Consider the following 25,353-nt stretch of genomic DNA (forward strand, 5'->3'; position numbering starts at 1 on the left):
GCGCCATGGAAACCGATACGCTCGTTCGCATCACCTCGCAGGGCCTGCTGCTCTGCCTGTCCGTCTCGATGCCGGTGGTGGCCGTCGCCGCGCTCTCCGGCCTCGCGATTTCGTTCGTGCAGGCCATTACGTCGATGCAGGACCAAAGCATCTCGTACGCGGTGAAGCTCGTGGCCGTCGTGGCCACCGTGCTCATCACCGGCGCCTGGGGCGCCGCCGCGATCCTGCGCTTCGCCAATCAGATCATCACGCTCGCGGTGCCATCATGAATTCGCCGATCCGCAACAACCGCGGCCACCACGCCGCCGATCTCGCGCAGCAGGCGCAGGCCGGCGCCGAGCACATGGGGCAGCTGACCCAGGCGCGCGGCTTCACGGGCGTCAAGGTGCAGCACACGAAGATGCAGCGCGCGCGCATGCAGCACAACAAGATGCTCGCCGCCGCTTTCTACCGCGGCAAGCGTTTTGCCGAAGGCATGCACAAGCCGCCGCCCCCTTCCGCGCAAAAGCTGATGCGCCAGCTCGGCCAACGGCCGCGGCCGGCGGGCTCGGCGAAGGCGCAAGGCAAAGAGGCATCGGCTCACGAACGGCCGGACGGCCAGCACGCGCTCGAGCCGAGGCACGAGCACGAGCACGAACACCCGCACGAGCGCGAACGCGAGCACGAGCAGGGTCGGCAGCAAAAGCACGGACAGCAGCAAAAGCGCGAGCGCGATCAGCAACACGGCGACGGGCAGCAACAGCATCGCAACGGCCATGGGCACGATCGCGGCTCGAATCCGCAGGGCGAAGAGCACGGACAGGGGCAGCCGCAGCAGAGTGCGCCGCGCGACGGGCAGCCTCGGCGCGACGGCCGTCAGTCCGGCGAAGGCCGCGACAAACCGCTCAAGTTCGCGATCGGCAAGGCGGGCCGGGCCAAGGCCGCCGCGCGCAGCCAGCCGCTCGCGGCCACGATGCAGCTGCTCGCGAGGCAAAGGCTCGGTGCGCCGGACTTGCCTGCCGAACTCGCGGCGGCGTGCGCGAAGGAGGTGCTGCGGCTTGCCGCGCAGATCGAGCTGGGGCCCTTGCTGGCGGTGCCGATGCTGCTCGCGATGCGCTCGCCGATGGCGCTCCGGCGCAATGCTGCCCGGCTTCACGCGCACCGCCATGCGGCACTGATGCAAAGCGCCGCGACCCCGGGCAAGGCCGCCGCGGTGGCGGGGCTTCTCGGCGTATCGCTCGACAACACGCTCGCGCGCCAGAACGCGGGCATCGAATACTCGTACGACGATCAATCGATCGCGGCAGTGAAGCAACGCATTCTCGACACGCAAGCCGCGCTGCCGGCCGGCGGAGCACCAGCCGGTGCCGCCGTCACGGGCGGCGCGATCGGTGGTCAAGCCGGCGCCGCGCGGCAAGGGGCGGCCAAGCCCCCGGCCGGCGCTTCGGATAAGACGTTCGAAGTTCGCATGGCGCCGGCTGCGCCAACGGCAAAACCCTAAACTGATTTTGACGGTCAAGGCCCGGCGGCCCGATGCGCGAAGCAGCGCAGCAGCGAAACGCCGGAGCGGCAACCAGCAAGAGCAACCGCATGACCCACGGCACGACCCACGTCGGATACACGGATACCACGATCATGAAAGCGCTTCGAGTACTGACCGGCACCCACGCCGGAGCCCAGGTCCGGCTCACGAGCGGCACCTACCGGATCGGCGCGACCGAGCACTCGGATGTCTGCATCAGCGACTGGACGGTCGAGGACATCGAGCTTTGCGTGGGCGAGGACGGTGTGGCGCGGATCCGCTCGGCGAACGGCGATGAGGTGCTCTTGGCGGACTTCGTGGCCGTGCCGTTCGGCGATGTCGTGTTGTGCGTGGGCCCCGATGGCGAAGACTGGCCGCGCGATCTCGATTTGCTGGCGGGCCTCTGGAAGACGGCCGAGCCGCCTGCCGCCGACACCGCGGCGGAGGCCGACGTGGATGGAGACGCGCCGGATCGGGACCCGGCCCATGCGGACGAACCCGGCACCGGCCATGCGCCGGCCGCTTCGCCCAAGGTGCCCTGGCGCACGGCCGTGCTGGCGCTCGCCTGCACCGCTGCGATCGGCGGCATCGCCGTGACCGGTGTGATGTTCGCGGGCACGCAGTCGAGCGAAGCGGCGAGCGTGAGGTTCGACGCCGACGCGCTCGCACGGCAGTTGCAGGAGGCCCTGCACCGCGAAGGCCTCGGCGATCTGCAGGCAATCGCACGCAAGGACAGTGTTGCGGTGCGCGGCATCGTGACGAGCGCCGACGAAAGCGCGAAGGCGCAGCGGATCATGGACAGCCTCGCGCGCGGCAAGGTGCGGCGCGAATACGACGTCGCGCAGCAAGACGTGGACAACATCCAGCAGTCGCTCGCCGGCACGGGCGCGGCAGTGAGTTACCAGGGCCACGGCGTCTTCCGCGTGAGCGGCAGCGTGCAGTCGATGACGACCTTCCGCACGCTGATAGCAGGTGTCAGGGCCGACCTCGGCGACAACGTCAAACGCGTCGACGTCGATGTCAAGGAAGCGCAGGCGCTCGCGCCCGATGTCGAGTACACGGCGGTGATCGCCACGGGCGGGCTGCGTTACATCGAGACGCCCGACGGCACGAAGCATCTGTTCGCGGGCAGCAAGGACGAAGCAAACGATTGACCTCGACCACCAAAGGAACCGACATGTACGACGCATTGCTTCCCATCGCGCAGGATCTGAACGCGCTGGATGCCACGCTCTCGGCGCCCGACGGCGCGCAACGGGTCGCGCGCATCGCGGCGGCCTTCGACGAAACCGCGCGCCGGATCAGTACGGCCACGCAGTCCGCGGCCGACGAGCGCGAGCGGCTCGATCTGCAAAAGCTCTATCGCGGGATGATCGCGGCGCGCCGCATCGTGCTCACGCTGCAGGAGCGCCACAGCGCCCGTGGCGCGGCGCTTTGACGGCATCCCTGGCGATACGGAAGACGGTTAAACAGTTTGCAGTTGCAGCATCCGGCTGCGCGTCAGCCGGTCCGGACCGGCGGCCACCACGGCCAAGGGCCTTTTACCGAAGCATCAGGCATCAACCAACAGCAGTGCTTTTTCCATCACTTTCTTGTTAAGGGGAATACATCATGTCTTCATCGATCGGAAGCTCGGGCGTCTCGCAAGCTGGTGCACAAAACGCCGACATGGTCGGCCAGATGCAGGCCATGGCCAACCAGAACAACGCCATGACGATGGCCGCCATGCAGATCAACATGCAGCAGCAGGAAACGTCGGCACTCGCGTCCGTCGGCAACAACGGCGCGAAGAACATCGCCGACGCCGCGAAGGGCCAGTAAGCCACTCGCCTTGCCGCAGTCCGTTCGCGCGGGGGGCACGAAAGCGGAAAGCCCGGCTTTCCGGCTACGTGCCCCCGCTTTTTTGCGACCGGGCCGCCATACTTTCGCCGGAGATTGCCGCCCATGAGCAGGGAACGTTTCGTCGAGTTGATTCACGAGGTTTGCGCGGTGGTCGGGCTGCCCGACGCCGAGTATGTCGTCGAGACGCAAACGCTCGAGATCGAAGGGTTCGACGTCCATCTCGACCACCACGAGACCGATCCCGATTCGGTCTATGTCAGCTTTCATTACGGCGCCGTCACGCCCGGACGGTCGCTCGTCGTTTTCCGGCTCATGCTCGAGGCCAACCTGCTGGTCTACGCGCACGACCAGGCGCAACTGTGCCTCGAATCCGATACGGGCAACGTCGTGCTGCTCGTCCATCTGCCGATGGGCCCGACGATCACCGGCGATTATCTCGCCGATCTCTTCTCGCACTACGCCGAACACGGCCGCTACTGGCAAAACAACATCCTCGAATCGCCCGACGAAATGTTCGAGGGCATCGCGTCGGGCAATTTCATGTGGCTACGGGCGTAAGCCCGGTGAGCGCAAGCGCGCGTCAGGCAAGGGGCGCATCCGCGCGCGCATCGATGCGGGGCCGGCCGCCGCATCCGTTCGTACACGGCACGTCGCTTCACACTCACGCCATCGCGGGCGCTCGCCCGATCGGCGCTATGCCGCCACGCGCGGTATCAGCAAGACGAGGCGGCGGCGCATGCCCCCCTCTCCCGCACCGCCGGAATCGGTATCGTCCGCGCGACGCTCGACATCGCCCCTGTGCCGCGCCGGTCCCTCGATGACGAGGCACTCGCCCGGCGCCAGGCTTTCGTCGACGGCCCGATAGCCGCGCGCATCGCGGCGGCGCCCCAGTTCCACGCGCAAGCCGATACGCGGCATCGACGCGGCGCCTTCGACCGTCGGTGCAATCGAGAGCCAGAGATCGCGGGCGCCGTCATCGGGCCGGTCATCCTCATCGCGGCGTGCGAGACGTGCCTCGTGGCGGTCGATGACGGCCGGCGAGCGGTCGTGCGTCAGCGCCGTTTGCGACACCTGGATTTCGGCGCGGCCGCTCCTGGCCAATGCCTTGAGCTGCGCGAGCAGCGCGCGGCCGCCGTCGGGCGCGATACCTGCATCGCGGTGCTCGCGCGCGTCCGCCGTCGCCTGCGCCGCGCCTGCCCCGTCGGCCAGGGCCGGCGGCAGCGCGGGCCGCAACGCGTCGAGCGCGTCGCCGTCGACATCCACCACCCACGTTTGGACCGATACGAGCTGCGCACGCACGTCCAGGCTGGCGACGAGCGCGCCGTCGGCGTCGATGCGCTCGGCCCGATCGCGTATCAGGATGGAATTCGTGGTCGCATCCGCTTCGATCGCCGGCAACGCCGCATCGAACTCGACGATCCGCGGTGCATCGGAAACGGCGGTCCCGCTCGCCACGGCCGGGTGCTCGAAACGGCGCCGCAAGAGCGTGGCCACACCGGGCACGACGAGCGTGCGGCCATCGACCACGCGCGTTTCGTCGGCGGCATTCGCGGCACTCAGGCGAAACACCCGCACGGACAAACGCACGCGCTTTTGCGCGTCGCGCTCGAAGCGCTCGGCCGCGGCACGAATACGCTCCACGTAGGTCGCTGGCCCGCGCACGTCCACCGTTTGCGCGGCGGCATCCACCGCCAACGGGAAGTGCGTATCGGCAAGACCTGCCTGCTCGAGCGACGCACGCAGCCCTTTCGCAGAAAGAAAGTGAGGCCGGATGGCGACATGCGCCTGCTCGTTCGCGGGCGACACATGCAGGACCGCACCGTCGTAGTACCAGACGAATCCGTACGAACGGCTCATGACATCGAGAAAGCGCTGCGGCGGCATGGCGAAGCGGCCGCTCACGACACCCTCCACTTGACCGTCGATGCGCAGGGCAACGTGCTGCCCCGCTGCGAAGGCATTCAGGACCTCCGCGAGGCCCGCGCCGTTCGTCACGTAGACGAAGCGGGCGCCGGGGCCGCCGGCCCACTCCATGCTCGCCGCCTGCGCATGCACAGCGGCCGCGCAGGCGAAGGCAGCGACGGCGCCGCGCGCGAGCGCTCGCATGCGTGCCGCGCTCATGCGGCGCTTTCCGGCGACGCATCGGCGCCCGACGCACCGGCGCCCGACGCACCGGCGCCCGACTGATCCACATCCGGCTTGAGGGTCAGGCGGTAACCCGTCGCATAGACCGATTGCACGGTCCAGCCGACGCCGGCCGCCTTCAGGCTCGCACGCAGGCGGCTCACGTACATGTCGACGGAGCGGCTTTGCACGGCCGCATCCCAGCCCCAGACCACGCTCATCAGATCCTGCCTCAGCACGACGGCGCCCGTGTGCCGGGCGAGATGCCAGAGAATGTCGAACTCCTTGGTGCCGAGCTTGTGCGCGACGCCCGCCACCACGAGCGAGCGCGCCTGCTGATCGAGCGCGCATTCGTCGTCGACGAACATCTTGCGGCCCTGCACGTTCATCGGCGCGAAGCGCCGCAGCAGCGCGCGCATGCGCGCGAGCAGCACCTGCCTGTCGTAGGGCTTCACGAGATAGTCGTCGGCACCCGCATCGAGTATGCGCACGATGTCGGACTCCGCCGAGTGCACGGTCTGAAAAATCACGGGCATGATCGATTGCGAGCGGCTGCGGATCTTTTGCAGCAGCTTGTCGCCGGAAACGCCCGGGAGGTCCCAGTCGAGAATCGCGAGATCGGCCCACTGCTCCGAGAGAAATTGCTGCGCGTCGAGCCCGCTGTGAAAAGCGTCGATGTGGTAGCCCTCGCTCTTGAGCCAGGAATGGATGAGCGCGTGATGCGCGACGTCGTCCTCGACGAACAGAATGCGTACGGGTTTGCCTGCAAGCGATTTCATTGTGAACCTTTGGTTCTGACGGCCGCGCGGAGCCGGCGCCCGCTCCGCGCAACGCGTGCCAAACGAATACGGGCCGCGCTCTGACGCCTCACTCGCGACCCGCCGCGCGCAACGCGCGGTCGGCATCGACGAGCGATGTCGCGTGCGGCTTGGCGGCGACCGGATTCAGGCACGGCAGACGCAGCACGAACATGGTACCGCCTTGTCCGTTGAGCTCGGCGTAAAGTGCGCCGCCGTGCATGCCGACGATCTGCACGGCGAGCTTGAGCCCGAGACCGAAGCCCGCTGCCGTCCGCTTGCCGAGCTTCTCGAAGTCGGTCAGCCGATCGCCCTCGACGAGACCCGGCAGCCCGCCCGCGCGATCGTGGACGACCACCTCGGCGAAACCGTCGGCCTGCCGGACCGACACCGTCACCGCCTCGCCGCGCGGCGACGCGCGAACGGCATTGTCGATGACGTTCTGGACGGCGCGCGCCACGAAGTTGCGCATGCCGCTCACCCAGAGCGGCGCGCTGTCGGGCAGCCACAAGTGTAGCGCGACGCCGCAATAGACGGCGGTGACCTCCAGCTGCGAGATGATCTGGCGCAGCGTCGCGCGCAGATCGAACCGTTTGAAGTCGCGGGCCTGCAGATGCTCGGTCACCGACGAGAAGATGAACTGCTCGCCGAGCGACAGCACGTACTGCGCGAGCGAGGTGATCTGCTGCATGCCACCGCAGCGCTCGAACGCGTCGGGGTCGCTCGCATCGAGCTGCGTGAGCGCGCTGATCGAATTGAGCGGGGAGCGCAGATCGTGCAGCAAAAAGCGCAGCGACATGGCCCGCTCGTCGAGCGAGCGCGCGAACGGCGTCACGTCCGTCACGGCGATGACGGATTCGCCCGCCCCCGCACCGGCGCACGCACCGGCGGGGCCCGCCTGAATCCAGAAGGTCGAATCGTCCACGCGTACCTCGCGGCCCGCTTCGAGATCGCGCAGCCGCGGCACGTCCGTCATCTCGAAGCGCTCGCTCAGCGCCACGCTGAAATCGACGCCCGCGGGCAGCGTCATCGCCAGCATCTCGAGCGCGCGTTCGTTCGCGTGAACGACCGCGCCCGCGCGATCGAGCACGATCACCCCGCACGGCAGCCCGTGCAGCGTGCCGCGCAGGCGGCGCGCGTCGTCGTCGGACAGGCCGCGATCGGCGGCGCCCTCGCCGCATGCGTCGGCGGGCAAGCCCGATTGACTGGGCCGCGGCTCGGACTGCTGCCCGGGCTGCGCGCCGGGCAGCGAATGCGGCTGAGCATCGAATTCGTTCACATGGCCTCCTGCATTCCCCGGCGCGGGCGGTTGCGGTGAATCACGGCGAGATGACGCGCGGCGACAGCAGGAAGAGCCGCTCCATGTGGCTCTTCTGGCGGCTGTCGGTCCTGAAGAGCGCGCCGATCAACGGAATCTTCGAGAGCCCGGGCACCCCAGTCACGCCCATCGTCGCGCTGTCCGCGCGATAGCCGGCGATGAGCAGCGCCTGCCCCTCCTCGATGAACGCCTGCGTGTTGATCGTACTGTTCTGGATCACCGGCAGGTTGCTGACCGTCCGATCGGTGAGCTGGCCGTCCTGAATCGCCACGTCGAGCTTGATACGCGTGCGCCCATCCTCCTCCACGACCATCGGCAGCACACGCAGCGAGATGCCCGTCGACACGCTGTAGAGATCGCCCGACGTGTATCCCGACACCGGCACGAAAAACTGCGTCTGGTTGTCCATCACGGCCTCGATGTTGTTGAGCGTGACGACCTTCGGGCTCGCGTCGATCTTGGCGGCCTTCGTCTCCTGCAGCGCCGAGATGCGTGCCATCAGATAGCGGCCGGCGTCGCCGAGCACCGCGGCCACCGATGCGCCCACGGGCGTTGCCGCCGCGAGCACGTTGCCCGCCAGCGCGGTCTGGCCGAAGTTCTGCGAGAGCGTGCCGTTGTAGGTGTTCTGTCCGAGCGTGCCGGTACCGGTCTGCACGTCGATGTGGCTGTTGTGCGCGGTCCAGTCGACGCCGAGCTGACGCAGCGCGTCGTCGTCGATCTCGATGATGTGCGCCTCGATCTCGATCAGTTGCGGTTTGACGTCGAGGCGATCGATCAGTTTGCCGTACTGATCCATCCGGTCGGCCGTATCGCGAATCACGACGGAGTTCGTGCGCTGGTCCGCGACGATGACGGGCAGTTGATCGTCGCTCGCCGGCGCCGTGCTCGTGTTCTGCGGCGGCGGCGGCTCGCCCACCGCCGCCGCCACGGCCGGCGACGGCTGCCCGGTGAGCCCGGCGAACATGCCCTTGCCGGCCGCGCCCGACGGCACCGGCGGCGGAATGTACGGGCCGTTGTAGGCATTGCCGTTCACGTCGTTGATCGGCGTGTTGCGCTTCACGCCGCCCGCCGGGCGGCCGCCCTCGCCCTCGCCGCCGCGCTTGTCGGCGGCCTTGGCCATGTGCGGGTGGTAGATGCCGTTGAGTACGGCCACCACGCCCTGCAGCGTGACCTGCCGGCCGTCGATGGGCACCGTGCGGTCGTGTGCCCACGCGTGAAAGAGCGGAAAGACGCGTACCTGCGTGCCGCTTCGATGCGCCGCGTTGTTGTCGAGCCGCGAGGCCACGTTCGTCACCATCTGCACGTAGCGAGGCGGCCCGCTCACGAGCGCCGTGCCCTGCGCGCTGTCGTAGACGATCGGAAAGCGCTCGTCCGAGATGCGCAGGCGGTCGAGCGCATCGCGCAGCGCGCCCGTATCGGCCGAATCGAGCTTCACGAGCGTGCTCTGCAGTTCGGCGGCCGTCGTGATGTCGAGCACTTCGCCGTCGTAGTACCACACGAAGCCGAACGACGACGCGAGCGTATCGAGAAAGCGCCGCGGCGGCAGATGGAACTTGCCGCTCACGGTGCCGCTCACATCGGCGGCGATGCGCGTGGGGATGCCCTGGCTCGCGCCGAAGTCGCGCAGCACATCCTTGATGTCCTTGCCCTGCGCTTCGTAATCGACGATCGACGCCTTCCAGCGCACGGCCGCCGCCTCGGCGACGGGGGCCGTCGCCCCGAATGCGAGCGCGGCGGCGAGGGCCACGGTGCCCAGTCGGCGAGCCCAGTTCATGACGCGCCGCCTGCGATGAAACGTACGCGGCGCCGCCCGGTGCTTCTCCGACACATAGACAAAGTTTTCATGTAAGTTCCGACTATCTTTCATAGGAAGGGCATTGACGATGAACGTTCCGAGTCACGAACGTCGCGACCTGACGCGCGAGATTCTCGAATTGATCGACCTGCGGCAGACTTTCACCGACATCCATATCGAGCAGGACCGGCCGATCATGATCAAGGCGCCGCGCGGCTGGCTCGCCGTCGGCGAGGAGCCCGTGCTCCACGACGAAATGCTGCCCACGCTGGCCTCGATCGAACCGGACTGGGAGGCGCTGCTTCAGCACGGCGCGATCGATCGCCCGTTCGTGCTCACGCGCTGCCGCCTTCGCTGCAACATCTACCGCACCAATGGCGGCCGCAAGCTCGTCATCTCGATCCGGCGCCTGCCGCTGCAGCCGCTCGCGCTCGACAAGCTCGGCCTGCCCGCCTACGTGCGCTCGATGATCGACAGCGCCAAGGGGCTGATCCTCGTGACGGGCCCGACCGGCTCGGGAAAGACGACGACGATCGCGTCGCTGCTCGAGCACATCAACCGCACGCGCAACAGCCACATCGTCACGATCGAAGAGCCGATCGAATACGAACTCGAGGGCCGCACGTCGATCGTCTCGCAGCGGCAAGTGCCCACCGACACGCCGAGCTTCTCGGCCGGCCTGCGCGAGGCGCTGCGGCAAAAACCCGACGTCATCATGGTGGGCGAGGTGCGCGACCCCGAGACGGCGGAGACGGCGCTGCAGGCCGGCGAATCGGGCCACCTCGTGCTCGCGACGATGCACACGGGCAGCGCGATCGGCACGCTCACGCGGCTGCTGTCGTTTTTTCCGGCCGAGCAGCGCGAGCGCTATGCGGCCGCGCTCGCGAACTGCCTCATCGGCGTGATCTGCCAATGCCTCGTGCCGACGGAGGATGGCGAGAACTTCGTGCTCGCGAGCGAACTGCTCTTCAACAACAATCAGCAGATCAGCGGCCTGCTGACCGATCCGGGCAAGCTGCCGTACCTTGCCGAGTTCATGAAGCGCAAGGAAGACAACATGTCGCGCATGCTCAACGATCACCTCTTCAGCCTCGTATCGAAGCAGCAATGCCTGCCGCGCGACGTGCTGCGCGCGACCTACAACCGGCTCGAACTGCACGAAATGCTGCAGACGCTCGCGCCGCACTGAGCCCGCGCGAAGGCGGTGCCGGCGCAATGGCGTCGCTTGCGCCGGTCGCGCCGTGCGTGGCGGTGCTGCGAAGATGTGCGGTGTCGATGGGCTCACGGTCGGGCGCTCAGTAGTAGGAGTTGATCGTCCAGCCCGCCGCGACGGGCGTGTTCCAGACCGTCTGGCCGGACTCCCCGCAAAAGCTGCTGACCCACGGCGTCGTGATACCGGCGTACGTCGCCCAGTTCGTCGTCACGACGATCGTATAGGTGCCAGGCGTGCCCGCCTGGGACAGCGCGTTGTTGATCCCGCCCGAATCGTCCTGAAGCGTCGGCGTCTGGCTCTCCGTATGCCCGAGGTTGTGGTTGCCGCTGTCGGTGATGTCGATGCTCTGCGAGAGTTGCGCCCGGTTGCCGGTGGGGCCGTTGCACATGCCGTCGTTCAGGTGCGCCCAGGTGGACGCGACGATGATCCCCGGCTTGGTGAGGTTGACGGTCGTCCTGAACGTATACGAGTACGTACCGTTGCTGCCGTTGTACGAATAGGCGCCCGATTGGAAGTTCGTCGCCGGCTGGCCCGTGCAGGCCGAGTAATCGCCCGCGCCGTTCGGGTTGGCCATCACGAGCTGACAGCCTGTGAGCGAGGACGCCGGCTCGATTTCGCTTTGCGTTTGCCACTTGCCGCCGCGGCACGACAGCACGCGCCCGTTCGCATCGGTGGAGACGAGCGTCGTGCTCGCCGACGCGGGGGCGATGGCCGAATTCTGCGGCGCGGGCGGGCATGGGTCGCCGACGTTGTGCGCGTTGCCGAGCGCGAGATTGCCCGCTTCGTCCACCGCCAGCGCCTGCCATGTGGCGCCGTTGTACGCATAGGCCCGATTCGTCGCGGTGGTGAGCCGCACGTCGCCCTGATGCGCGGCAACGCCCCCGAGCGCCGCTTCGTCGGCCACCGGTTCGCGCCAGTGATAGGCCGCCTGCGGCACCCAGAGGTTCTGCGTTCCATCGCAATTCAGGACGTTGCCCGAAGAGTCGGCCGCGATGGCGCCGGGCTGCGTGCAGGCGGCATAGTCGATCTGCCGCGCGAGCACGATCGGCACTTGCATCGTGTTCGCCTGCGGATTGCCCGGCACGGCCACGCGGTACAGATAGTCGACGTTCTGCGCCTGCGTGCCGTCGTAGAAAATCAGGCTCGCCAGATGTCCCGTGCCCGTTTTCGTGCTTGTGCAGGATGTATTCGCCGGGTTGGGCGTATCGATCTTCCAGGTGCCGAAGGCGCCGATGGCCGCGCCGATCGCATTGTTCGCCGCCTGGATCGAACCGCCGCCCGGGCCGGCGTTCGCCGCGATGTAGCCGAGTTCGGGATCGGCAATGGTCCGGCCGCCCTCCGTGACGAGCAGCGCCTGCAACGCCACCGGGTTGGCGCCGCCCGGGGCCGCGTAGACGAGCAGGCACGGCACCTGACCATAGGGGTTCGTGCCGCTCAACGCATTCGACAGGTAAGTCGACAGCTGATACGTCGAGCCGGTCATTTTCGCGATCACCGGCGAGGTAGTCGTGGCCTGGGCCGCGAGCGCCGTGTAGTTCTGTTGAATGAGCCGCGTGGCAGCCGCCGTCAGCTGCGACTGATAAAGCGCGGCCTGCTGCGCGCGCGTATCGTCGAGCGACGAGTTCGTGAGCGTGACGACGCCCGCCATCATCAATGCGGCGAGCGCAAGCACGGCCAGCATCTCCACCATCGTGAAGCCGGACATGCGGCGAGCCGGCCGCACGCGGGGGCCGGGGCGCCGCATGCCGTTGCGGGCAAGGGTACGGGTGCGCTCAGTCATACGCTTGCGCCATCCATACCGGCATGCCGTTCGGGATCGTGTTCGCCAATGCGGCCGGCAGCGGCACGGCCGGGTTGCCGGGGGACACGAGATTGGCGCCGAGCGCCACGCCGGCCAGCGCCGAGCCCTGCGCAATCTGCTCGATGCCGTCGACCGCGGCCGCGGCCGACGCCGACGCCGCATAGACCACGACCAGGCTGCCCGCATAGCCGGTATTGGGCTGGACGTAGTTCCGCCACATCGGATTGGGAACGGTCGCCCCGAGGTAGGGCGCGAGGCTCGCCGCCTGCACGCTGCCGGCGAACGACGGGTTGGCGCGCGCGAAGGCCACCACGGCCTGCCGGTAGGCGCTCATGTTCGCCGCGAGCGCCATCGCCGACGGCGCGAGCGGCCCCGGCGCCGCCTCGGCGCCGAGCAGCGCGTAGGCACCGGTAAGCATCGCGAAGGCGGCGACGATCCAGATCAGGAACATGGCGGGCGGCTCGTGGCGTCAATCGGAGCGAAGGCCGATACTCGGGCCTCGATCAGGCGGAGGTCCAGATGATGTTCTTCGCACCGCCGGCACAAGCCGCCTGAGCGGCGGCGGGCGTTACCGGCACGGTTTGCACCGAACCGCCGATCGAGACGGCTGTCCAGGTTCCGCCGGCAGATGCCGCGTTGATGCATACGTCCGTCGGCACGGAATCGAATTCGATCGTGAATGTACCGGTGCCAGCGCCCGTAACGGTTACTGCGCCGCCCCACGCATCGGTGACGGTATTTGCCGCGGTGTCGATGACGAGCGTAGTCGGGATGATGCCGGCGCCAATGGCGACGGTGGTCGTCAACCCGGTGTAGCCGTTGGTCTGCCCCATATACAGCTTCTTGACGCCGGTCTGGATGGCCGTCACCTGCTCGGCCGTCTGATTCGACGAAGCACTGCCGAATGCGCCGCGCAGCAGCGCAATGGCACCGATGACGACGATTGCGGCGATCCCGAGATAGGCGATCGCCTCGAGCAGGGTGGCGCCACGCTGCATGCGCCGCGACCCACGGCTGCCCACCCTGGCGCGAATCGATGCGACGGTCTTGACATTCATGTTGCTCTCCTTGGTTTCCTCAATCGACACTCAAGAAAGACGTGCCATCTGCTTTCAACACCCGTTCGTCCGCACTGCGTCCGCACTGCGCTTGCACGTCATTACACGGCACGCTCAATGCAGACTCCGAGCCAAAGCCGCAATTTCCTGCTGAATTCCGAAGAAGCCGCTGATGAGCCACGACAGCACGAGCGCGAGCACGACGATCGCCGCGCCGTTGACCACGCGCATCTGCGCCTCGATCGTCTCCACGCCGTCGGTCATCCATTCGCTGGCGATCGCGTGCAGCGCCTCGGCGAAGCCCTTGTATTCGGCATACACACACAGATCGTCGACGATCTCCTCCGAAGGAAACCGGTAGCCGGCGTTCTTCATCGCCTCGCCGACGTTGAGCCCCGACTTCACGCCGAAGAGCATGTCGTCGATGCGCTGCCTGAGCCACGGCTTCGCATCGGTGGCCAGCCGCGCGAGCGAGCGTTCGACCGTGAAGCCCGCCGCCTGCAGCGACGAAAACGCGACGAGAAAACCGCAGCCCGTAATGAGCCGATAGATCGAGTAAGGCGGGTAGCGGTCGAGCCACACCCGCACGTTGCCGGACCAGCGCGGCATCGAGTAAAAGAGCGCCGCGACTAGGATGGCGAGCACCACGAGGCAGTAGATCATGCCGCCCTGCACGAACCGGGACAGCTCGTACAGCGACTTCGCCACGCCGTGCCAGCGCTCGGGGCTCACGATCGACGCGAAGCGCGGAATCACGAGCTTGCCGAAGAGGTACACGTAGCCGATCGTCATCGCCACTATCACGCACGGGTAGGTCAACCCGCCGACGATGGCCGTGCGGATCCGGCGGCTGTACTGCACGACGGTGCACACGTTCAGCAGCGCGGCCTCGAGGCGTCCCGACTGCTCGCCGGCCATGACGATCATCTGCTCGGTATGCGGCACCCACCACGCCATCGCCTCGGCCAGCATGCCGCCGTTTTGCACGACGCTGCGCCAGTCCGCGAGCGTCAATGCCAGCGGCTCGTTCGGCTTGCGGCCCTCGTGCGACGCACGCAACTCGAGCTCCTCGAGAATCTTGAGCAACGGCAAACCGTTCGCGAGCATTTTCGCGATCTTGCGATAGAGCCGCAGGCGCGCCTGCGTCGTGAATTGCAGGCGCGCCCAGCGTCGGTTGAGCTCAAGTGCCATAGCCGCTTCCGAGCGGCTGCGGCCGCCCCCCGCTGCCTTGCATGAACGGGCCGACCACGCGCTCCGCCATGCGCGGATCGATGAGGCCCGCCGCCACTTTTTCGAGCGCGTGCTGCGCGACCGTCTGCCCCGCGAGCTCGCTGAGCCAGTACGCCTGTGCATCGGGCTTGCGCCCGGCGCGCAGCAATTCGCAAAACGTCGCGTCGGTACGCACGACCTCGGCCACAACCGTCCGGCCGACCGTGCCGTTCTTGCAATGCGGGCAACCGGGCCCGGCCACGCGCACCGCGTCGAACCGCGCGCCGACGGCCCGCTTCACGCGCGCGACGAGCCCCATGTCGAGCTGCGCCATCGCCTCGGCCAGCGGGCGCGAGCAGTGCGGACACAGCAGCTTGGCGAGCCGCTGGCTGATGAGCCCCGTGACGAGCGATTCGTCCGTCACCATCGCGATCGGCAAGCCGAGATCGACGAGACGGTCCACGATCGCGAGCGCGCCGTTCGCATGCACCGTCGTCCAGACCTGATGGCCCGTCATCGCGGCGCGCAACGCGCTTTGCGCCGATGCGCGGTCGCGCACCTCGCCGATCATGATCGTATCGGGATCGAGCCGCATCGCATTCGCGATCGCGGCGGCGAACGCGAGCGAGCGCGCCTCTTCCGTCGGCGCGTTGACGACGGGCGTCTGCACGGCGCCCTCGATCGGGTACTCCACCGGGTCTTCCACGGTGATGACGTGGATCGAGCCGGCCATCTCGCGCAGTTGCTTCGTCAGCACGCGCTGCAACGTCGTGGATTTGCCCGAGCCGGTCGGGCCGCTGATGATGTTCATGCCGTGCGGCTGCTGCGCGAGCAGCTCGAACGCGTTCGCCTGCGCCACCGTGAAGCCGAGCTCGGTCAGGGCCGTCGCCTCGCCCGCATCGTTGTAGAGCAGCCGCAGCACCATGACGCTGCCGACGCTCGTGGGCGCCGTCGCGATCCGCACGCCGAACAGCCGGTCCGGCAGCTTGTCGCGATCGCCGATGGCCGCGTCCTGGCGTTCGTTCGGCTTGTAGGTGTTGTCCGATACGCTCGACATCGCCGCATACAGCGTGGCGAGCAGCCGCTCGCCGTACTCGCGCGTCTGCTCCGAAATGCGCACGAGTTCGTTGTGGATGCGAAAAAGAATCTCCGTGCTGAAGCGGTTCACACGGATATGGATATCCGACGCACGCTCGTCGCACGCCCGCGCGATCAGGTTCTTCGCGAGGACCTGCATCCGCGTGTGATCGATGCGCTCGGCACTGCCGTCGCGACGCGGGCCCTGATAGCTGCGTCTGATCGCATCGAGTGTCACGAGCCGCGTCGTGTAGTGGCAATTGAGCCGTTCGAGCCTCGCGCAATACGACAGCACGAACGGATTCATTTCGTGCCCTTCGGCAACGAGCAGCGTGCCGTCGTCGAGCAGACAGAGAAACTTGCGCTCCTCCTCGCTCGCGGCGAACTCGCCGCTGTCGGAAAGCGGGCGCGCCACTGCGGCGAGCGGCAGCGCCTGCCCCGGCGGCTGGCTTTGCGACGCTGTTTGCGCGGGCTGCACCGAAGCGGCCGCGGCAGCGGCCACGGCGCTCAGCACCGGCTCGCGTGGCCGCGCAACGGGCGCGAGAGCCGGCCCGGCCGGGGCCGCCGGCTGACCCTGCGTAACAGACGGATCAGACGGATCGGTTTCGACCGGCTTCACGGCGCGCGAGAGAATCAGCGGCGTCACGCTTGTGGGCGTCTTGCCCGGAGGTGTCGGAGACGAACTCATGGCGTCACCTCGCAGGCATCGGCAAGGCAGGCAGCGTCGGCACCGGCGGCACGCCGGGCGAGCCTGTCGACGCCACGTTGCGCGCGGGCTGCTGCCGCGCGCTCGCGGAGACGGTCAGCGTCGTGCGCCGTCCGTCTTGCGATGCGAGGACGATCGCACCCGGGCGAACGGCCGCCACGCGCATGCCGTTGGGCAGCGTATCGCCGGGCCCGACGTCGAACTCCGCGCCGTCGCTCGTCGCCACCGTAGCGCTGAGCTTCTTGCCGAGCCCTTGTGTCGCCACGAGCGACACGTCCGAATACGAGGAGACGGTACTGCCCATCCGGTGCAGCGCTTCTTGCCGCTCCGCCACCTGCGCCTGCGCATCGAGCTTTTTCAGCTGTGCCTTGAGGATCATCGTTTCCTCCTCTAGCCGCATCAGTTCGTTGGCTGCCTGCACGGCGGCCGGTGTCGGAACGACGTTCATGCGCGGCGCCGCTTCAGCGGGCGCGGCGGCCGTGGCAGCCGCGGCGCTGGCCGCGCCGGACGCGGCCAACGGCCACGCGCAGCAGCAGGCGAGCACCAGCACAGTCAATGCATCGTCATTTCTCATAGAGCACTCCGTCGAGCGTCCACTGCCCGGATTTGTATGAAAGCGTCTCGACGCGCACGCCCGGCTCGTCGAGATACCTGATGAGGCTGTCGGGCCGCACGCCGCCCAGTTGCGCCGACATGCGCCAGGTCTGCCAGCTCGGCGCCGGCGGCGGGCCGCCGCCCGGATGCAGCCGGTCCAGCGTTTGCGAAGCGACGCTGCGCTGCGGCGCGCTTGCCGGCTGCAGCGTGAACGTCAGGCCGATGCCCAGCAACTGGAAGGCGGAAAGCATGCGCAAGCGCACGCCGCGCACGCCATCGATCACTTCGTCTCCCCCCGCGGGCAATGCCAGCGGCTCCACGTAGCTCGCATGCTCGCCGTTGCCGTCGATCGTCGCGCGCGGCTCCGCCGCCATCAGCATCGCCACGTTCGATCCGTCCCGCGACCAGCTGTAGCTGACGTTCGACGCGCGGCAAACGTAGTCGTCGAGTTCCCAGCCGCCCGGCGCGATGTGCGTGAAGTGATCGACGCACGCGCGAACGAACGCATCGGGCCGCGGCTCGCCGGCCCACGGGTGCACGGCTTCGGGCGGTGCCGCGGGCTTGGGCGGATGCAGCGCGAGCTCCGCGCGCATCCGCTCGAACGCCTGCTGCCGCTCGACTTCCATACGGTGGCGCCGGTACGCGACGATGCCGGCCACAACCGCGGCCGCCACCACGATCGCGACGGCGGCCAGCAGCACCTCGCGCCGCGGTGCGCGCCGCGAGACACGCGACAGATTCAGCCAGCGCGGCAAATGCGGCTTGCCGCCCCGGCGCGGGATCATGTCCTCGATGCGCCGCGCGTAGAAGTTGTGGAACCCCTGCACTTCCAGCTGCGGATCGCCGATGACGACGTTCCAGCCGCCGAGGCTGTAATCGCTGTGCAGCCGCTCGAACACTTCTTCGCTGGAACCGATCCGATCGCCGTTCGGCAGGAATGCGCCGTCGCGCACGGCGAAGTAGGCCCAGCGCCCGTCGGGCAGATGGAACGCACCGAGCCAGTTGGGCGCCGGCTGCTGGCGTCCGTCGTAGAACGCGCCTTCGACCGCGATCGTCTTCGACACGAGCGCGCCGAGCGACGGCAAGCCCAGTTGCGCGCCCTCGCGCGTGCTCGCGAAACCCGCGCCCGCGAAGGTGCGGTCGATACGCAGCACCATCGCATCGAAATTCAGGCGCGCGGCGAGTTCCACGGCCTCCGCGCGCAGCGCGTGCCGGCGCGACAGCGATTGCCAGAAAAGGCCGCATATGAACCGCTGCCGGCCGATCTGGATGACTTGCGTCGCCATGACGGATCCTGTGCCCGAGCGCGCTTCAAGCGCCGTTGATCGCGATCGGCGAGAGCAGGATCACGATCACCTCGCGCGTGCCGGACGCGTTGAACCCGCCCATCGCGTAGTTCGACGGATGGCCGACGCCTTGCCGGTTATCCTGATCGGTGATGCCCTCGTAGCCGCTGATGACGAGCGTCTGCCCCGACTTCACGGCGATGCGCTGCAGGAAGTTGCGCGTATCGACGGTCGGCAGCTGGATCTGCTGGTTCGCCGGGCCGAACGGCACAAGGTTCACGAGCGACGAAATGTTGCTGTAGAACTGCATCATGATCGTGCCGTCGTCGAGGATGTGCGGCAGCACCGTGAGGTTGAAGCCGGTCGTGATCGTGCCCGGCGTGAGCGACGTCTGGCTGCCGATGTTGACGGTGTTGGTCGTCGAGATCTGCGCGAGATAGCCTTGCTGCTCGGCCACCTGCACGGGAACGGGCTGATCGTTGAGCGTCGTGATCGAGGCCGAGGTCTTGCGGTGCACCGTGCCCTGCGTCGAAAGCGCATCGATGACGGCCGTCGTGCTCGACGCGCGGCTCGACGGTGTGATGACTGAGGCCGAGAGCTCGCTCGGGTTCTGGATCATGCTCGTGAACGCGGTGGTGATGCCGAACTGCGTGCCGAGCGCCTGATAGACCGCGTGCCAGTTGATGCCGTAGCTGTCCGCCGCGGAAAGCGTGACCGAGAGCACCGTCACGTTGATGAGCACCTGCCGCGCGAGCACGCGGTTTTGCTGCTCCATGAACTCGCCCACGCGCTCGAGCACATCGGGCGTATCGGTGACCGCGATCGAGCCCGTGGCTGGCGACGTGATGACCGAGCCTGCCGGAGAGAGCATCGCCTTGATCGCCGTCTGCAAGCCGTTGTACACCGAGAGCTGCGCGTTCATCGTGATGTTCGCGGTGTTGTCCGACGACACGGAGGGCGAACCGGACGTCCCGCCGCCTCCGCCGCCGATGCCCGCGCCGCCGGCGCCCGATCCGCCCGCGGCCCCCGTGCCGTTGCTCGAGGCGCCGCCGCTGTTGCTCGCACCGCTCACGACGTTCGTATCCAGCTTCGAGTCGCCCGGAATGGCGACGACCTGATAGACGCGCGTGCCCGTGTAGAAGAAGACGATCGCGCCGTCCTCGTACTTCCAATAGACGCCGAAGCGAGCCGACGCCGTGTCGAGCAGCCCGCGCAGCGTGCCGCGCGAATACGCGATGCGCACGGGCGAGGATACGCTCGGCACGCGCGCGGCCACCGTCGCGGCGCTCGTGCTCGGCGCGGGCCCCTGCAGCAGGCCGGGGGGCAGCGGCGGCACGCCGGGATAGGCTCCGGCGCCTCCCGTATCGACCGCGGTCTGCGTCGCGCGCGCGGCCGCTTCGCTCGTGCCCGGCGCAACCTTGGCCGGCAGGTGCGCGAGGCGCGAAATGCGATCGGCGAACATGCGCAGCGAATCGACCGTGCCGTCGAAGCTCGCCGGCTCGTCGAAGAGCTTCGGCAGCGTCGATTTCGTCGCGATCTTGATCGTCTTGCCCGAAAGCCAGAGTTCGTCCTTGACGACGACGTCGTCACTGCCCGGCACCGCGCGGTTGTCGCCGTTCGAGAGCTTGCCGAGCAATTGCCCCGCACGCGCGGTATCGGATTGCGAGTTGCGCTCGATCTTGTCCAGGAGACCGGTGCACCCCGCGAGCAGCGACAGGCACGCGGCAAGGACGACGAAAGGACGACGGAGGACGCTCATCAACTTGCTCCTTTGGGAACGACGCGCATGACGTGGTTGCGCTGGTACAAGACCACCTGAATCGGCACCTGCGAGCCGGCGAGCGCATTGGTCACCTGACGCAGCGCTTCGGCGAGCGTGCCGTGTATCGTGGCCGTCGCGTCGACCTGAAAATCGGTCGGCACGTCCCAGATGAATTGCCAGCCGGCTTCGCTCGCCCAGCGCGCGAGCGCATTGCGCACGGAGCCGTCCGACAGGCGCATCTGCCACTCCGTGCGCTCGGGCGCCGCCGCGGGTACGAACGCCGGAGTCGCGGCTGGCGCCGACGATGGCGCCGGGGAGTCCGGGCCGGACGCCGGTTGCGTGGCGGCGAGCAACGGGGGCTCTATGGCGTCGCGCTTTGCGGGCGCGGGTACCTGCGCTCGCGGCGGTGCTGAAACAAGCGCCGGTACCGATGCCGGCTTGGCCGGCCCGGCTGCCGGTGCGGGCGACATCGCCGGAGCGGGCGCGGGTGCGGGCGACATCGCCAGAGCGGGCGCGGGCGCGGGCGCGGGTGCTGGTGCTGGTGCTGGTGCTGGTGCTGGTGCTGGTGCGGGTGCGGGTGCCGGCATGGCCGGCCCGGCCGCCGGTGCGGACGACATCACCGGAGCGGGCGCGGGCGCGGGTGCCGATGCCGGCACGGGCGGGACCGCCAGTGCTGCCGCCGGTGTGCGAGCCGATGCCGGTGTTGCGGGTATCCACGTCGAAACGCGCGCCTGCACCAGGGTCTGCGCCGGTGCAATGGCAGGTCCCGCCGCGGGAGCCATCGCCGCCGCGCCCGTGGGCAAGGTGGAAGACGCATTCGTGGCGGCACTGTTCATGCGCGACGACGCGCCGGCTGCCGGCGAGGAAGGCTGCGGCGCGTCAACGTTTGCGCGCCGCGCATGCGCGGTCACCGTGAGCAAACGCATATCCGTATCGACGCGCGCCTGCAGCGCAGGATCGACCGACAGCACCTCGCCGAGCGCGTGCACGACCGACGAGCCGGCGCGCCAGCTCACGGACGCGTCGGCCCATGCGCCCGCGTTCGGCACATTGATGCTGTAACTCGTCGGCATGATCTGCTCGAGCGCGCGCAGCAACGGAACGTCGTGGCCGCCCGTGCGCACGACGCCGCCCAGGCGCTGCCCGCCGTCGACGATTACTTGCTGATCGGAAGCGTGCGCGACCGTGAAGGCGAACCAGACGCCGCACAGCAGCGCCCGAATGGCCGGCGGCATCGCCGCTATCCGAACATTCGCCCGCGGCCCGCTCCGCCTGTTGTCGCTCACGCACCTCGGATGGACCGGGAGTTCTATTTTTTTTGTTGCCACGTTCTTTTCACTCTGCTTGAACCATTACACCTGCCGGAACAAACCGAGCAACGGCAAGCCGACCCCTCGCTTTGTTCCGGAAACGCCAATAATTGCCCTAAAAGAAGCAGTACCGAATGGCGTTCGGAATTCGAAAGCAAGTATGCAAGAAAACAATACCGACCTGTAAGGATAGCTACAGCCCAATGGGTAATTACGGCAAAGTACACCGCACCTTTAAGTAAAAAAATACCCCTGGAAAATCATCCTTTCTCGGCCAGCATGGATGATACAGGCACCGGCGCAAGAATGTCGCCTTCGCGTCACAAGCCCCGCCCAGCATGGCGCTGTGGCAGCCGCCACGTTTGTTTGGACGTTTCGGCGCGAATCGCGGAATGGTTGCCCGCAGAAATATGCCAGATACAAACATGTGCTATGGCGCCGTTCGCGAGCGAGCCGCCCATTGGATGCCGTGCACCGCGCCAAACAGCGCACGGCGGCGAAAAACGTAACAAAAAATCATCAAAAAAAGCGACGCAGGCCTCCCGCTCGTGCGTGAAAGTCCACCGCAGCGCCCCCTCTCCGGCAAATGCCGATGCCAAACCGAAGGTAACAAACCATCACAAACACGAGCCTAAATCGGCCCGCGATGAAAACATGCGCTCACTGCTTCACGAATCGTTTCACGCCGCTTAACGCATCGCTCATTGAATCAGGAGCACGACATGTTCTCGACGATCTACTTCGCCGCGGCCTCGGCCCTCGCTTTCGACGACACCCCTGCGGACGTCGCCTCGAAAATGCTCCAAGGCCAGTTTCTCGACGCTGTCCGCCACGCCGCACGCCATGCCGATACCGACACGGCGCAAGCTCAGCCCGGCTACGCACAACTGCAGGTCTGCGCCGACCTCGAGCTGATGCTCGGCCGCCATGAAGAAGCGGAGGAAACGTATCGCCGCGCGCAAAAAGCCATTCGCGCCCAACGCGACGGTCTGCGTATCGCGTCGTGCCGCAATACCGGCTGGCAAGCCTTCTTCCGCAATCAGTTCAACGTCGCGCTCAGTTGCTTCAAGCGCGCCGGCGAGGAAAAGGCGGCCACGCCGCACCAACGTCTCGACAGCCTCGTCGGTGCGACACTCGTTTCGTTTCATCTGGGCTTGATCCAGGCGGCGTGCCATCGCCTCGGCGAGCTGGCCGCGCTGGCGGCAACGCATGGCGATCGCCGCTGGAGCTACCTCGTGGAGGCGCTGCGGCGGGACCTCTTCGCGCAGCACGAACTGCACGGTGCCGAGCGACTCGCCGACCACATCTACTGGCGCTCGGCGATCGGGGAGTTCGAGCCGAGCGAGGCACCGGTACCGGGCTCGCAGCCCGCCGGGACCGTGCTGCCGCTGCTGGCCGAACGACTCTCGCACCTGAACCGGCTCGTTTCGCTGGCCGACGGCCGGACGAGCGCGGGCGAAACGCTCAAGCAATACGTGAGCTGGAGCCGCCAGGCCGGCCTCAACGATTATCACCGCAGCCTGTGCCTCGAAATCACGTTGGCCGCGATCGCGGGCCACGCGACGCCGTTGGCCGAAGCGATGCTCGATGCGTCCGGCGCGGCGAATTCGCAAGGCAGCCAGCATGCGCGCTGGTACCTCGACTACCTCTACTGCCGCGCGAAGATCATGCAGCAGCAGATGCGCACGCAGGAATTCGCACAGTTCTACGGCCGCTACGCGCTCGCGTCGATTCAGCACGTGCGCGCGGACATGTCGATGCCCGCCGCCGCGGCCGATCACATGCAGGCATCGCGCACGGCGCAGCGCTCCGACGATGTGAGCGCCCGCCTGCCGGCGAAATACCGCCGCGCCTATCGCTACCTGATGGACAACCTCGACCAAAAGGATCTTTCGGTGCGCGAAGTGGCATCGCATGTGGGCGTGACCGAGCGCGCGATGCAGGCAGCGTTCAAGAACCACCTCGGGCTGTCGCCGAGCGAGCTGATCCGGCGCCAGCGGATGGAGCGCATTCGCGACGACCTGCTCGACGACGGCGCACCGGCCACGCGCGTGCTCGACGTCGCGAACAAGTGGGGAGTGCGCCATCGTTCGACGCTGATCAACGGCTACCGGCGCGTGTTCCAGGAAGCGCCGTCGGAGACGATGGGCCGCTGAGGGCAGCGGTGTGCTGCGCCAAAGCGCCTGCACCACCGATCGGTAACACGGCCGGTCCGCGGCTTTTTTCCGCCAACGCCGTCCGACGAAACGCAAACGCGTGGGTCGGACGGCGTTTTCATTCACACGTCGGTGCGAAGCGATTCCCGCACCGCTTCTCTTACCGGATGATCCATGATGCGACTATTCACGCCCAAGCCGGCGCTCGCGCTGGCGCTTGCCGTTCTGTCCGTGCGGCCCGCCGAAGTGCGCGCGCAGACCGCCGACTGCTTTGCGGCGGCCGCCGCCTATCAACATGTGAGCCCCGTCGTGCTGCGCGCGATCGCGTGGCAAGAATCGCATGGCAACGCGAACGCGCTCCATCGCAACCGGAACGGTTCGACCGATTACGGCATGATGCAGATCAACTCGATTCACCTTCCGCTGCTGTCGCGCTATGGCGTCTCGGCCGACGACCTCATGAACCCATGCTTGAGCGTGTACGTGGCTGCGTGGCACCTGCACAAGATGATGGTCAAGTACGGGAATAACTGGGCGGCGATCGGTGCCTACCATTCGGAGACACCTGCCGAGCGCGACCGCTACGCGCGTTCGGTGCAAAGCATCGTCGAGCGCATGAAGCTCGCGGATGACGGGCAGTAGGACGAGCAGGGGCAGCCGGGGAGACCCGGCTGGCCGCGAACGTCATCAAGAGAGAAAGCGACGTTGCATGAGGAAGTCGTCCCGTATGGCGAGCGCCAAGGCAAGCGCGAAGCGGGGACGAAGCGGGAACAATGCAGGCAGGAAGCGTAGGCGATCAGACAGGGGCATTCGCGAGCCGCGGGCGAAACGCCGCGGCCCGCCGTAGCCGTTACTGCCCCTTGGCGGCGTTCGAAATGTTGCTGGCACCCTTGTTACCCACCGACGCCAGCGCCGATGTGAGCTCCTGCGACTGCTGGTTGACAGCGGCCGCCAACGTGTTCGCGTTGTTGAGCCGCGTCATCTCGCTTTGCTGCTGCATGAAGTCGTTTTGCATCGCAGCCATTTGCGTCACGGGATTCCCTGCACCGAGGGCCGATGGACGCATCATGTCACCCGCCGCATGCATTGCGGTGGACGCGACGCCGGGCGGCAGAAAGTGACTTCCGGCATGAAGCGCCGAACTCAGAAACTGTGCACCGACGTTCCCCGCGCGCCCCGGCAGGCTGGCAAAGTTGCGGGGCGCCGGAGGCGGAGGTGGCGGCGCGCCGTCGGCCCCCTTGAAGCTGGATAGCCCGTCCAGTTGGCCTTTGCTGCGCGTGGGCGCTTGCTTTTGTGCGCCGTCGGTCGCACCGTTCTTCGTCCCTTTCTCGAACTCCGCGATACGGGACTGGACGAGCCCCGGTCGAATTCCTATGTTGTTCATGGCGAACTCCTTGAGTGACATGACGATTTCCGTCGCCGGCAACATCGCTCGATGTCGGTGCGGCACGGTCCCCGCATCCCACTCACGCGGAGCGATATCGAGGAATGCAAGCACAAGCTTATGCGCCACGGCATTGCGCAACGCAAGCGACGCGACGCGGCGAGCGAAATTGCGAAGCGCGCATGCGGCAAGTGCGATGAAGTGCGCAAATGGATTCGCAGTCGCAGCACCGGCGCCGGCATCGACGTGCGTTTTTTTGCACGCGACTTCGGAATCGGCAGGCTGTCACCGTTATGTCGTTTTACCTTTCCAACACGAGAACCCACGTTCGCAAAGCGCGAAGACGGAATCGACGGGCGAACGCACGTCGACCGCCTGGACGCGATGAGGCAGCGCGTCAGTCCATCAAGGCCTTTGTCG

At 67.4% G+C, this 25,353-nt stretch carries 25 protein-coding genes; 10 read left to right on the forward strand and 15 right to left on the reverse strand.

The features are described from left to right. Window positions 1-5 precede the first annotated feature (5 nt). A complete protein-coding gene (gene sctS / locus BAMB_RS29205; protein WP_011660754.1) occupies window positions 6-269 on the forward strand; it encodes a type III secretion system export apparatus subunit SctS in 264 nt (87 codons plus the stop codon). Here sctS and BAMB_RS36030 read toward each other — a convergent pair. Then, window positions 239-973 carry a hypothetical protein gene (locus BAMB_RS36030; RefSeq protein WP_227739277.1) on the reverse strand — a complete coding sequence of 245 codons (735 nt, stop codon included), beginning with the start codon at window positions 971-973 and terminating at the stop codon, window positions 239-241. The genes sctS and BAMB_RS36030 overlap by 31 nt on opposite strands. Here BAMB_RS36030 and BAMB_RS36035 point away from each other — a divergent pair. From BAMB_RS36035 to BAMB_RS29230, 5 genes are all read left to right on the forward strand, one after another. After that, window positions 953-1,480: a hypothetical protein gene (locus tag BAMB_RS36035; protein ID WP_227739275.1), complete on the forward strand. Its 528-nt coding sequence runs from the start codon at window positions 953-955 to the stop codon at window positions 1,478-1,480. The two genes, BAMB_RS36030 and BAMB_RS36035, sit on opposite strands and share 21 nt — an antisense overlap. Before the next feature lie 89 nt (window positions 1,481-1,569). Next, complete coding sequence (gene hrpD5 / locus BAMB_RS29215) at window positions 1,570-2,655, forward strand: HrpD5 family protein (RefSeq protein ID WP_041491860.1); 1,086 nt, start codon at window positions 1,570-1,572, stop codon at window positions 2,653-2,655. A gap of 23 nt (window positions 2,656-2,678) precedes the next feature. Beyond that, complete coding sequence (locus BAMB_RS29220) at window positions 2,679-2,939, forward strand: hypothetical protein (RefSeq protein ID WP_011660757.1); 261 nt, start codon at window positions 2,679-2,681, stop codon at window positions 2,937-2,939. 173 nt (window positions 2,940-3,112) lie between these two features. Continuing rightward, the gene (locus BAMB_RS29225; protein ID WP_011660758.1) at window positions 3,113-3,322 is read left to right on the forward strand and encodes a hypothetical protein; all 210 of its coding nucleotides are present in this window, start codon (window positions 3,113-3,115) and stop codon (window positions 3,320-3,322) included. A gap of 123 nt (window positions 3,323-3,445) precedes the next feature. Next, window positions 3,446-3,901 (forward strand): CesT family type III secretion system chaperone, encoded by a 456-nt coding sequence (locus BAMB_RS29230; protein WP_011660759.1) that lies wholly within the window; start codon window positions 3,446-3,448, stop codon window positions 3,899-3,901. A 135-nt stretch (window positions 3,902-4,036) separates the two neighbouring features. On the opposite strand, the gene BAMB_RS29235 is transcribed toward BAMB_RS29230, so the two are convergent. The 4 genes from BAMB_RS29235 to sctC all read right to left on the reverse strand — a co-directional run bounded on the left by BAMB_RS29235 (window position 4,037) and on the right by sctC (window position 9,356). Next, on the reverse strand, window positions 4,037-5,464 hold the full coding sequence (locus BAMB_RS29235) for a secretin N-terminal domain-containing protein (RefSeq protein ID WP_011660760.1): 1,428 nt from the start codon (window positions 5,462-5,464) through the stop codon (window positions 4,037-4,039). After that, the gene (locus BAMB_RS29240) at window positions 5,461-6,246 is read right to left on the reverse strand and encodes a response regulator transcription factor (protein ID WP_011660761.1); all 786 of its coding nucleotides are present in this window, start codon (window positions 6,244-6,246) and stop codon (window positions 5,461-5,463) included. Before BAMB_RS29240 ends, BAMB_RS29235 begins: the two co-directional genes overlap by 4 nt. An 88-nt stretch (window positions 6,247-6,334) precedes the next feature. Beyond that, window positions 6,335-7,543: a sensor histidine kinase gene (locus BAMB_RS29245; protein ID WP_041491766.1), complete on the reverse strand. Its 1,209-nt coding sequence runs from the start codon at window positions 7,541-7,543 to the stop codon at window positions 6,335-6,337. A 40-nt stretch (window positions 7,544-7,583) separates the two neighbouring features. Further along, a complete protein-coding gene (gene sctC, locus BAMB_RS29250; RefSeq protein ID WP_041491767.1) occupies window positions 7,584-9,356 on the reverse strand; it encodes a type III secretion system outer membrane ring subunit SctC in 1,773 nt (590 codons plus the stop codon). A gap of 109 nt (window positions 9,357-9,465) precedes the next feature. Here sctC and BAMB_RS29255 point away from each other — a divergent pair, with 109 nt between their 5' ends. Next, a complete protein-coding gene (locus BAMB_RS29255) occupies window positions 9,466-10,566 on the forward strand; it encodes a type IV pilus twitching motility protein PilT (protein ID WP_006750710.1) in 1,101 nt (366 codons plus the stop codon). 106 nt (window positions 10,567-10,672) lie between these two features. On the opposite strand, the gene pilV is transcribed toward BAMB_RS29255, so the two are convergent. The 9 genes from pilV to BAMB_RS29300 all read right to left on the reverse strand — a co-directional run bounded on the left by pilV (window position 10,673) and on the right by BAMB_RS29300 (window position 21,318). Then, a complete protein-coding gene (gene pilV, locus BAMB_RS29260) occupies window positions 10,673-12,370 on the reverse strand; it encodes a shufflon system plasmid conjugative transfer pilus tip adhesin PilV (RefSeq protein ID WP_011660764.1) in 1,698 nt (565 codons plus the stop codon). Then, window positions 12,363-12,842 (reverse strand): type IV pilus biogenesis protein PilM, encoded by a 480-nt coding sequence (gene pilM / locus BAMB_RS29265; protein ID WP_011660765.1) that lies wholly within the window; start codon window positions 12,840-12,842, stop codon window positions 12,363-12,365. The genes pilV and pilM overlap by 8 nt, the downstream gene beginning before the upstream one ends. Before the next feature lie 52 nt (window positions 12,843-12,894). Continuing rightward, entirely contained in the window at window positions 12,895-13,449 is a 555-nt protein-coding gene (locus BAMB_RS29270) for a type 4 pilus major pilin (protein ID WP_041491768.1), read from the reverse strand. Between the two features lie 114 nt (window positions 13,450-13,563). Further along, window positions 13,564-14,640 carry a type II secretion system F family protein gene (locus tag BAMB_RS29275; protein WP_011660767.1) on the reverse strand — a complete coding sequence of 359 codons (1,077 nt, stop codon included), beginning with the start codon at window positions 14,638-14,640 and terminating at the stop codon, window positions 13,564-13,566. Then, complete coding sequence (locus BAMB_RS29280) at window positions 14,630-16,423, reverse strand: GspE/PulE family protein (RefSeq protein ID WP_041491769.1); 1,794 nt, start codon at window positions 16,421-16,423, stop codon at window positions 14,630-14,632. The genes BAMB_RS29275 and BAMB_RS29280 overlap by 11 nt, the downstream gene beginning before the upstream one ends. A gap of 4 nt (window positions 16,424-16,427) precedes the next feature. Further along, window positions 16,428-16,991: a type IV pilus biogenesis protein PilP gene (gene pilP / locus BAMB_RS29285; RefSeq protein ID WP_227739271.1), complete on the reverse strand. Its 564-nt coding sequence runs from the start codon at window positions 16,989-16,991 to the stop codon at window positions 16,428-16,430. Window positions 16,992-17,004: 13 nt separating this feature from the next. Next, the gene (gene pilO2 / locus BAMB_RS29290) at window positions 17,005-18,321 is read right to left on the reverse strand and encodes a type 4b pilus protein PilO2 (protein ID WP_011660770.1); all 1,317 of its coding nucleotides are present in this window, start codon (window positions 18,319-18,321) and stop codon (window positions 17,005-17,007) included. Window positions 18,322-18,346: 25 nt separating this feature from the next. Further along, window positions 18,347-20,080 (reverse strand): PilN family type IVB pilus formation outer membrane protein, encoded by a 1,734-nt coding sequence (gene pilN, locus BAMB_RS29295; RefSeq protein ID WP_011660771.1) that lies wholly within the window; start codon window positions 20,078-20,080, stop codon window positions 18,347-18,349. Next, window positions 20,080-21,318, reverse strand: coding sequence for a toxin co-regulated pilus biosynthesis Q family protein (locus BAMB_RS29300; protein ID WP_011660772.1), 1,239 nt, complete (start codon window positions 21,316-21,318; stop codon window positions 20,080-20,082). The genes pilN and BAMB_RS29300 overlap by 1 nt, the downstream gene beginning before the upstream one ends. A 60-nt stretch (window positions 21,319-21,378) precedes the next feature. On the opposite strand from BAMB_RS29300, the gene BAMB_RS35655 reads away from it, so the two are divergent. The 3 genes from BAMB_RS35655 (at window position 21,379) to BAMB_RS29310 (ending at window position 24,191) form a co-directional block, all read left to right on the forward strand. Beyond that, window positions 21,379-22,086, forward strand: a complete 708-nt coding sequence (locus BAMB_RS35655; protein WP_127456156.1) for a hypothetical protein — start codon at window positions 21,379-21,381, stop codon at window positions 22,084-22,086. Window positions 22,087-22,115: 29 nt separating this feature from the next. Then, window positions 22,116-23,549 carry a helix-turn-helix transcriptional regulator gene (locus BAMB_RS29305; protein WP_011660773.1) on the forward strand — a complete coding sequence of 478 codons (1,434 nt, stop codon included), beginning with the start codon at window positions 22,116-22,118 and terminating at the stop codon, window positions 23,547-23,549. Window positions 23,550-23,723: 174 nt separating this feature from the next. Beyond that, window positions 23,724-24,191: a lytic transglycosylase domain-containing protein gene (locus BAMB_RS29310; RefSeq protein WP_011660774.1), complete on the forward strand. Its 468-nt coding sequence runs from the start codon at window positions 23,724-23,726 to the stop codon at window positions 24,189-24,191. Between the two features lie 208 nt (window positions 24,192-24,399). Here the strand turns inward: BAMB_RS29310 and BAMB_RS29315 are convergent, their stop codons facing one another. Continuing rightward, a complete protein-coding gene (locus tag BAMB_RS29315; RefSeq protein WP_227739270.1) occupies window positions 24,400-24,954 on the reverse strand; it encodes a hypothetical protein in 555 nt (184 codons plus the stop codon). Window positions 24,955-25,353: the final 399 nt, after the last annotated feature.

Source organism: Burkholderia ambifaria AMMD (genome assembly GCF_000203915.1).
Lineage (GTDB): Bacteria > Pseudomonadota > Gammaproteobacteria > Burkholderiales > Burkholderiaceae > Burkholderia > Burkholderia ambifaria.

What these genes read in the sequence shown, in the direction of transcription:
- BAMB_RS29275 (WP_011660767.1), bottom strand. Translation starts at nt 14,640, where the DNA reads ATGGCACTTGAGCTCAACCGACGCTGGGCGCGCCTGCAATTCACGACG.
- BAMB_RS29280 (WP_041491769.1), bottom strand. Translation starts at nt 16,423, where the DNA reads ATGAGTTCGTCTCCGACACCTCCGGGCAAGACGCCCACAAGCGTGACG.
- hrpD5 (WP_041491860.1), top strand. Translation starts at nt 1,570, where the DNA reads ATGACCCACGGCACGACCCACGTCGGATACACGGATACCACGATCATG.
- pilN (WP_011660771.1), bottom strand. Translation starts at nt 20,080, where the DNA reads ATGAGCGTCCTCCGTCGTCCTTTCGTCGTCCTTGCCGCGTGCCTGTCG.
- BAMB_RS29240 (WP_011660761.1), bottom strand. Translation starts at nt 6,246, where the DNA reads ATGAAATCGCTTGCAGGCAAACCCGTACGCATTCTGTTCGTCGAGGAC.
- sctC (WP_041491767.1), bottom strand. Translation starts at nt 9,356, where the DNA reads ATGAACTGGGCTCGCCGACTGGGCACCGTGGCCCTCGCCGCCGCGCTC.
- BAMB_RS29315 (WP_227739270.1), bottom strand. Translation starts at nt 24,954, where the DNA reads ATGTCACTCAAGGAGTTCGCCATGAACAACATAGGAATTCGACCGGGG.
- BAMB_RS29225 (WP_011660758.1), top strand. Translation starts at nt 3,113, where the DNA reads ATGTCTTCATCGATCGGAAGCTCGGGCGTCTCGCAAGCTGGTGCACAA.
- BAMB_RS29300 (WP_011660772.1), bottom strand. Translation starts at nt 21,318, where the DNA reads ATGCCGCCGGCCATTCGGGCGCTGCTGTGCGGCGTCTGGTTCGCCTTC.
- sctS (WP_011660754.1), top strand. Translation starts at nt 6, where the DNA reads ATGGAAACCGATACGCTCGTTCGCATCACCTCGCAGGGCCTGCTGCTC.
- BAMB_RS36035 (WP_227739275.1), top strand. Translation starts at nt 953, where the DNA reads ATGCAGCTGCTCGCGAGGCAAAGGCTCGGTGCGCCGGACTTGCCTGCC.
- BAMB_RS29310 (WP_011660774.1), top strand. Translation starts at nt 23,724, where the DNA reads ATGATGCGACTATTCACGCCCAAGCCGGCGCTCGCGCTGGCGCTTGCC.
- pilV (WP_011660764.1), bottom strand. Translation starts at nt 12,370, where the DNA reads ATGACTGAGCGCACCCGTACCCTTGCCCGCAACGGCATGCGGCGCCCC.
- BAMB_RS29305 (WP_011660773.1), top strand. Translation starts at nt 22,116, where the DNA reads ATGTTCTCGACGATCTACTTCGCCGCGGCCTCGGCCCTCGCTTTCGAC.
- BAMB_RS35655 (WP_127456156.1), top strand. Translation starts at nt 21,379, where the DNA reads ATGGACCGGGAGTTCTATTTTTTTTGTTGCCACGTTCTTTTCACTCTG.
- BAMB_RS29235 (WP_011660760.1), bottom strand. Translation starts at nt 5,464, where the DNA reads ATGAGCGCGGCACGCATGCGAGCGCTCGCGCGCGGCGCCGTCGCTGCC.
- pilO2 (WP_011660770.1), bottom strand. Translation starts at nt 18,321, where the DNA reads ATGGCGACGCAAGTCATCCAGATCGGCCGGCAGCGGTTCATATGCGGC.
- BAMB_RS29270 (WP_041491768.1), bottom strand. Translation starts at nt 13,449, where the DNA reads ATGAATGTCAAGACCGTCGCATCGATTCGCGCCAGGGTGGGCAGCCGT.
- BAMB_RS29220 (WP_011660757.1), top strand. Translation starts at nt 2,679, where the DNA reads ATGTACGACGCATTGCTTCCCATCGCGCAGGATCTGAACGCGCTGGAT.
- pilM (WP_011660765.1), bottom strand. Translation starts at nt 12,842, where the DNA reads ATGTTCCTGATCTGGATCGTCGCCGCCTTCGCGATGCTTACCGGTGCC.
- BAMB_RS29230 (WP_011660759.1), top strand. Translation starts at nt 3,446, where the DNA reads ATGAGCAGGGAACGTTTCGTCGAGTTGATTCACGAGGTTTGCGCGGTG.
- BAMB_RS29255 (WP_006750710.1), top strand. Translation starts at nt 9,466, where the DNA reads ATGAACGTTCCGAGTCACGAACGTCGCGACCTGACGCGCGAGATTCTC.